This is a genomic window from Capnocytophaga sp. oral taxon 863 str. F0517 (assembly GCF_000466425.1).
Taxonomy (GTDB): Bacteria; Bacteroidota; Bacteroidia; order Flavobacteriales; family Flavobacteriaceae; genus Capnocytophaga.
In genome coordinates this window covers 482-6,584 of sequence record NZ_KE992145.1, presented here as the reverse complement: position 1 = coordinate 6,584, position 6,103 = coordinate 482, and the positions used below count along the sequence as shown (strand labels likewise).

General features: G+C 32.3%; 10 protein-coding genes and 1 pseudogene. 5 read left to right on the top strand and 6 right to left on the bottom strand.

Annotated elements, in window-relative coordinates:
- The 5 genes and pseudogenes from HMPREF1551_RS14200 to HMPREF1551_RS13435 form a co-directional block, all read left to right on the top strand.
- Positions 1 to 204, top strand: a 204-nt coding sequence (locus HMPREF1551_RS14200) for a transposase (protein ID WP_021628223.1), incomplete at its 5' end; no start/stop codon positions are given.
- A 38-nt stretch (positions 205 to 242) separates the two neighbouring features.
- Positions 243 to 551, top strand: coding sequence for a hypothetical protein (locus HMPREF1551_RS13665; protein WP_021628222.1), 309 nt, complete (start codon positions 243 to 245; stop codon positions 549 to 551).
- An 83-nt stretch (positions 552 to 634) separates the two neighbouring features.
- Positions 635 to 1,696, top strand: a complete 1,062-nt coding sequence (locus tag HMPREF1551_RS06225) for a hypothetical protein (protein ID WP_021628221.1) — start codon at positions 635 to 637, stop codon at positions 1,694 to 1,696.
- Positions 1,697 to 1,812: 116 nt separating this feature from the next.
- Entirely contained in the window at positions 1,813 to 2,151 is a 339-nt protein-coding gene (locus HMPREF1551_RS06220) for a transposase (protein WP_021628220.1), read from the top strand.
- Positions 2,094 to 2,243: pseudogene (locus HMPREF1551_RS13435) on the top strand (conjugal transfer protein TraG); the annotation flags it as partial. The gene HMPREF1551_RS06220 and the pseudogene HMPREF1551_RS13435, both read left to right, overlap by 58 nt.
- 15 nt (positions 2,244 to 2,258) lie before the next feature.
- Here the strand turns inward: HMPREF1551_RS13435 and HMPREF1551_RS06215 are convergent.
- The 6 genes from HMPREF1551_RS06215 to HMPREF1551_RS06185 all read right to left on the bottom strand — a co-directional run bounded on the left by HMPREF1551_RS06215 (position 2,259) and on the right by HMPREF1551_RS06185 (position 5,955).
- Positions 2,259 to 2,840: a hypothetical protein gene (locus HMPREF1551_RS06215; protein ID WP_021628219.1), complete on the bottom strand. Its 582-nt coding sequence runs from the start codon at positions 2,838 to 2,840 to the stop codon at positions 2,259 to 2,261.
- Positions 2,840 to 3,040 carry a hypothetical protein gene (locus HMPREF1551_RS14195; protein WP_021628218.1) on the bottom strand — a complete coding sequence of 67 codons (201 nt, stop codon included), beginning with the start codon at positions 3,038 to 3,040 and terminating at the stop codon, positions 2,840 to 2,842. The genes HMPREF1551_RS06215 and HMPREF1551_RS14195 overlap by 1 nt, the downstream gene beginning before the upstream one ends.
- A 244-nt stretch (positions 3,041 to 3,284) precedes the next feature.
- A complete protein-coding gene (locus HMPREF1551_RS06205) occupies positions 3,285 to 3,668 on the bottom strand; it encodes a hypothetical protein (protein ID WP_021628217.1) in 384 nt (127 codons plus the stop codon).
- A 534-nt stretch (positions 3,669 to 4,202) separates the two neighbouring features.
- Positions 4,203 to 4,715 (bottom strand): hypothetical protein, encoded by a 513-nt coding sequence (locus HMPREF1551_RS06195; RefSeq protein WP_021628215.1) that lies wholly within the window; start codon positions 4,713 to 4,715, stop codon positions 4,203 to 4,205.
- A 116-nt stretch (positions 4,716 to 4,831) separates the two neighbouring features.
- On the bottom strand, positions 4,832 to 5,776 hold the full coding sequence (locus HMPREF1551_RS06190; protein ID WP_021628214.1) for a WG repeat-containing protein: 945 nt from the start codon (positions 5,774 to 5,776) through the stop codon (positions 4,832 to 4,834).
- Entirely contained in the window at positions 5,755 to 5,955 is a 201-nt protein-coding gene (locus HMPREF1551_RS06185; protein WP_021628213.1) for a hypothetical protein, read from the bottom strand. Before HMPREF1551_RS06185 ends, HMPREF1551_RS06190 begins: the two co-directional genes overlap by 22 nt.
- Positions 5,956 to 6,103: the final 148 nt, after the last annotated feature.

Below are 6,103 nucleotides of genomic sequence, written 5' to 3'. Positions count from 1 at the left end.
AGTGTAGGAAAAAGAGGTTTTTCGTCAAAATATTGTTTTGCGAAAATTATTCAGTTGATTTTCAAAAGGTTAAAAACAGGTTGTCAATGGAGAGAAATCCCTATAAAAGAGCAATTTGAAGAGGGAGAAATCTCTTGGAATACTATTACTTTAATAAGTGGAGTAAAGACGGTAGCTTTCAGCGAATATGGCTCAATATTTTAGAGAAAAACAAAAGTAAGTTAGATCTTTCGTCTATTCAAATGGATGGTAGCCATAGTAAAACAAGAGGAGGAGAAAGCAGAGGTTATCAAAGTAGGAAATCAGCTAATACAACTAATGCTATTTTCCTTTGTGACAACCAAGGTCAGATGTTAGCAATGAGTCCTCCAATGGCAGGTAATCACAATGATTTGTACCCAATAGAAGACAATCTAAAAGCTATTTTTGATTTCCTACAGCAGGCTGATATAGATACAGATGGTTTATTTCTAAATGCAGATGCAGGATTTGATAGTCAAGGGGTTAGAGCGTATTTAGAGGGTAAGGATATTGTTGCCAAAGGAAAATAAAAGTTTAAACAGGTTTTTTTATAACAAATAAATATTGGATAATGGGAAAAAAAAAACTATCTTTGTAATTCAAATCAACGATTATGAAAATTATAAAATTTAATTATAATTTGTTTTTTGCTTTTGCTTTGCTGAGTGTTGGTTGTGGAACTTCGCCCTCAGAAATTCCTCCCAACCCTTATTCCGATTGGGTGCGTGAAAACCTTTTGGGTAAAGTGCGCTCCATTGAACTTATACGTACTGATGAAAAAGACCCCACAATTCTCCTACCCGAGATCACTTATTACGACAGCCTTGGTTATAAAACTCGCTGTGAAGATTACTATGAGGAACAAACATTTCGCATAGAAAATTACCTCTACCAATATCCCATTACCTTTTTAAAAACAGATGTTTATTATATTGAGGAGAAAACAGGTGAGTATAAATATGAAGGAGGGGAGAGTATCATTGATGATCATTTAAAAAACAACTTAGACGACGATGTTGTTTATATTGAATCTGGTCCAATAAGCCCTCGTTATAATGCCAGTGGTAGGTTAATAGGAATTGTTTGGAATGATGGTGATAAGGTTACCTCCTATGCCGTTTTTTCTTATAATAAGAACGGACAATGTACTGATTTTAAAATTTATAGAGAAGATACCCTTCGCCATCACGACAAACTTACGTACGATGAAAAAGGATACTTGCACCTTTGTACTTATGGTTATTATGGGACACAGGTAGCTGATATTCTCTATCGCCCAGATGGCAAGGCAGAGCGTATCATTTGGTATCCCAAAGAAGAGGAATGTGAAGAAGAAATCTACCATTATGACGCCCAAAACCGTCTTACAGAAGCATTCAAGTATAACAGCTACTATAACCGCTACGAGCGAACTACTTACCACTATGATACGAACAATCATTGTATTGCCGATAGCATCACTCATAATGGCGTACTCAACCAAACCAACCGATACGCTTATGACCGTTATGGCAACTTAACCCTCAGAGAACAAAAGGATTACGAAGGGGACATTAGCACCACGCTTTGGCAATACATTTACTGCTATGATAAAACAGGTAATTGGATAGAAAAGAACACATACAAAGACAAAAATAACATAAAAACCACCCGCCGTAAAATTACTTATTATTAAAATTTAAAAAAAAGTGTTTTTAATTTTAAACCTGTTTAAACTTTTTAAAGACTAAAAAAGTTCCAGAATTTTAGTACTTTTGTATTTGCAAACTAAAAACATAAAAAACTGGAACTGTGGGCGAAAGTACGATAATTAATTGGATTATACCATTTTTAAGTGTAGGAAAAAGAGGTTTTTCGTCAAAATATTATTTTGCGAAAATTATTCAGTTGATTCTCAAGAGGTTAAAAACAGGGGTGCAATGGAGAGAACTTCCAATTGAAAGCTATTTTGAAAAAGGTGAAATCTCTTGGCAAAATGTCTATTACTACTTCAACAAATGGAGTAAAGACGGTAGCTTTCAGCGAATATGGTTAAATCTATTAAGCAAGAAGAAAAGAAAATTAGATATGTCTTGCGTTCAATTATCCCTGCCGGCAAGATTGCTAACCTTACTCAAGGAATGTTTGTAGGAGCTGTTTCTGATAATTTTGACGAGCGTATCGAGCAGAAGATATTCCCCGCACAGATAGTTGTAGACAACGCCAAAGTAGCCGCAGAGACCAATTTTGTCTTTTATTTAAATTTTGTTAGTTTTTTTATCTGCTTTCTCTAATTCTCTTTTAATATTCTCAGGAAACCAAGGTAATATAGGGTTTTTTATAAATTTTTCAAATATTACATCAGGAACTAAAAGCTCCTTAGAAATCCTGTTTTCTTCTAAGAAATTCATAAAATCATTCCTATCTTCAAAAAGCGATATATGCTTCATTTTTGTATCATACACAAAATATAATACAGGTATAATCTTATCAAAATATTCCATTTCGCGAACAACCCCATATATGTAAATATCTGATATATTAAAACTATCTATAGGACTAAGATAATTTGTACCAAGTTCTATGCTATCCTTAGTTTTATAAAATATGTCACTTTCAGGATAAAAAATCCATTGACCTTCTGCCATATTTTTATGCAAAAGGAGGGGTTCTAACAATGGAATTACATTCCCATTGCCATCTACTGTTTCCCAATAAAATGGAGGAATCCCCATTTTCTGATATTGGTTTTCAGGGAATAACGCTTCTAATATTTTATTCTTTGTATTTGTATTACAAGATGATAGGACAACAACAATAATAAATAAAAATTTCTTCATTAAAATAATTCTAAAAGAGGTACCATTCTATTATATTCATCAATTTTCATAAGTTTTCGATTATCAGAATCTTGCTTTTCTTTAATTCTTTTCATAATCTCTATTAATTCGGGGTTATATATTACTCTACTCCATTTTCCATTTATCTTCAAGAGATCATTTCCTCCTACAAGATCATGGTATAAAAAACCTGTAATCATACAGTATTATAAGCATCACTTCTATTTTTAGGAGAGGCTCTTAAGTCAAATATATCACTAAATGAATAATTTACTATTATATTTCCATCTTTTCTTACTGATACTTGAACTAATAACAAAAATAATATCTGAAAATAAGCAACTTATGAAATGGATTAATTTGAATCCCTTATCTGAAGCAGCTTAGAACAACTTGCGAAACTTAAATTACTAACTATGATTTTTTGCTCTTTAAGCAATATGATTAGTTTGTTGTATTGTCTTTTTTGTACTTCCACAATATTTTTATAGACTCTATTTCATTATTATACTTCATAACATCAATAAAATAAAAGCCTTTTCTAAAACTAATCTCAAAGTCTATACTTCCCAATAAATACTGCACATTTTCAAAAAAAATGTGCATTAACTCATTTGTTTTTATATTTCTTATGATTATTTCTTCTGAATATACACAAGAAAGGTTATCTATTACCATTTTTTCCATTTCCTCTTTAAAGTCTCCTGTAAAATATATCTCTCGAATAGGAATAGGAATTGTTTCTAATGTATAAGTTTTTGACTTATCGTAAATAACATCTCCTTTAAGCTCTTTGTTAAATAAAATAGTCTTTCCTTCTTCTATCATCTTAAAAGTAATTGAACCATCACAATTTTGTGAATAACAATAATAGTTTAGTATGAATAATGATAAATATTTTATTTTGTGAAACATCTTTCTAACATTTTTTTATTTCTTCAATAATTTCTTCTCTGTCAAATAATCTAATAGTTATTTTTAATAAATCTGGAATATATGCATCCTCTTTTGGATTAGCTATATGAATGTGTCCCGTTTTTATATTACTAAAATTTTCATCCCTAACCCTTGCAATTCTATAAAATATCTCATTGAAGCTGTTTAAACTTTTTCCTATAATAAAATAAAAGTTCCCGAAAATTAGTAATTTTGTGTTTGAAAAAAAGAACACCAGAATTCAGGAACTTTGGGCAAAGATACAATAAATAATTAGATTATTACCTTTTTAAGTGTAAAAAAGAAGATTTAGCTTTAATAATGGAGCGCAACCAGCTGTTTATTTTCTTGATATAACTTGCATTGGAATACTCTTATTAGGGTTTATCTCCAAGTCCCTCAAAAAGTTTAAACACGTTTTCAATATTATTTTCTGACTTCCAAAGGCTTTTTTCCTTCTATAAACCTATAGATATCTACACGACCTAAGTTGAGGTAATCTTCCATAAATAGTTGAATTTCTTTATCTTCTATATAATTATTCTGGTCACTGATAGTTTGTATATAACACTGTTTGAGTTTTCTCTGGTTATACAAAAGAAAACACTGATTGAGTTTTTCAGTATTGTTTTTCAAGTCCTTCAACTTACTCTCATAAATAGCAAAAGTGTTTTTTAGCACTTCTTTATTTAACAAACGGGTAAGCGCTGAACAGCTATTGTAGTAATCTATATATTCAGCAAAAAACAAATCTTCTTCATTTTCTAAAACACTACTAATACAATGGCACAGCCCTAAATATTTAAACTCTCCAAAAGATTCTTTATCTTTTTTAAATTTTGTAACAACCTTTGCGAATAAATCATTCTCTATTCTTGTAGTTTGTGCTTGTATTTGAGTATGTAGAATTATCAATAATAAAAGTAGGATTGTTCTCATTGTTTTCTTATTCTAATAGGCTTTATCAAAGGTGCGAGCCGCACAGGCAATTAAACTCTTCTTATGTCGCCTTCATAGAGGAGTTGTTGAGGCAAGAGGGCATACTTTTCCATAGGTTAGGGGTAAAATAATTTGTGGGTTTTGTAGTATTCGGGGATGTATTCACAGCCGTCTATGCAATTGCCTAAGGAATCTAACAGAAAGCAGGTCTCGATAGTGGTTTCTTTGGTAGGAAAAATACGTATTGCATCATCGCCTAATAGGTTGATGACGTAAAAATCAATAGGGATAACGGTTTTTCTGTTGAAGTCGATAATGCCCTCTTTACCGTCTTTTACTACACGGATGTATTTCAGGTCGGGATCTTCCACTTCATCATAGATAAAAGGGATGATAACTTTGTTATTTTTATCGATATAGCCCCATTTGCCATTTTTCTTTGCAGCACAATAGTCGTCCATAAAAAAATCATCTAATTCATCATACGCAAAGGGAATTATTACTGTCCCTTCGGTGTCGATATAGCCCCATTTGCCGCCTTTCTTTACTAAACACAAAGTTGGAGAAAGCCATTTTCCTTGATAAAAAACTTCGGCTTCATCATAGATAAAGGGAAGTTCTTCTTCTGCATCTCTGTTGATAAATCCCCATTTATCCCCTTTTTTCACGGCTGCCATTAAGCCTGAGAATGTTTTGGCGCCATCGTAGATAAAAGGGATAACCACAGCTCCGTTTTCGTCTAAATAGCCGTATTTACCGTCTTTTTTAGCCCAACGCCAATACAAATCACCACTTTCTATATCTTCATATTCAACGGGAATAAGCACTTTGCCATTGGGGTCTACCAATCCAAATTTATGGTTTTTTCTTACTTTTACAACGCTATTTTCGCAGTGGGGCTCTACCCAATCATAATTAGCTTTCCAATTTTCAGAAGGTATTGGTGTTACATCATTAGTTTTCTTATCAGTTGTGGGGGACTGACATGCGAGAAGCTCCCCCAACGCACAGATAACTATTAAAAAAATAAGATGTTTCATTATTTTTGTTGTTTTTTCCATTCTTCTTCACTTAAGGGTTGATAACCCGGACCACAACTGCCTTCGTATTCACATTCTGATAAATAATATTCGGCATAAGCGGCTTTGTCCCACCATTCTTTAAACTTTGGCAGACCGAAATACTGTTTTTCCTTTAACCAACGGTCATCTCCATTTAAAAAATAACGCAATCGCCCCATCGGAAAATAAATGAATTCATAATGATAATCTTCCCGGCGATAGTTATCTAAGTCGTATTGTTGGGCAAAATAGGCTATATAGGCTAAAATTTGGATGTATTCATTTAAGGAGCGACTAAAAATCTTTTAGAAACGCTTTTATATCTTT